The 432-nt window shown below is 62.5% G+C and carries 1 pseudogene; it reads left to right on the plus strand.

Going from position 1 to position 432, the window contains the following annotated elements:
- Positions 1 to 103: 103 nt before the first annotated feature.
- Positions 104 to 432, plus strand: a pseudogene (locus AACY52_RS31685) (hypothetical protein); the annotation flags it as partial.

A 432-nucleotide genomic window follows, 5' to 3' on the forward strand; every position in this document is an offset into this window, starting at 1 on the left:
ATGCGCATCGCCGGCGACAATCGGATGCTGGTCGCCGCCTGAGCGCAGCGCGTTCCTTTCCTCGACAATGCTCCCGCGCTACGGAATGCTGCGGGAGCATGTCATGGAGCCGGGGAACGTCAATGTCGGAACGCATGTGCCGCAACCTCAGCTGAACCAGCGTGAGCGCCCTCGCCGGAAACGTGGTCTGGTCGGACGGGTGCTGGGCTGGGCCGTACGCGCCGTTGTCGCGTTTGTGATCCTGTCGGTCTTCATGGTCGTATTGTATCGCTTCGTGCCGCCACCGATTACGCTGACGATGGTTGGCGATGCGCTGGGTGGCCACGGCATCGACAAATCCTGGCGTCCGCTGTCGCAGATCGACCCCAATATGGCGCGCGCCGCGATTGCGGGCGAAGATTCGCGCTTCTGTTTGCACAATGGGTTTGATCT

The organism is Pseudomonas sp. EA_65y_Pfl1_P113 (genome assembly GCF_963970525.1).
GTDB lineage: Bacteria > Pseudomonadota > Gammaproteobacteria > Pseudomonadales > Pseudomonadaceae > Aquipseudomonas > Aquipseudomonas tritici.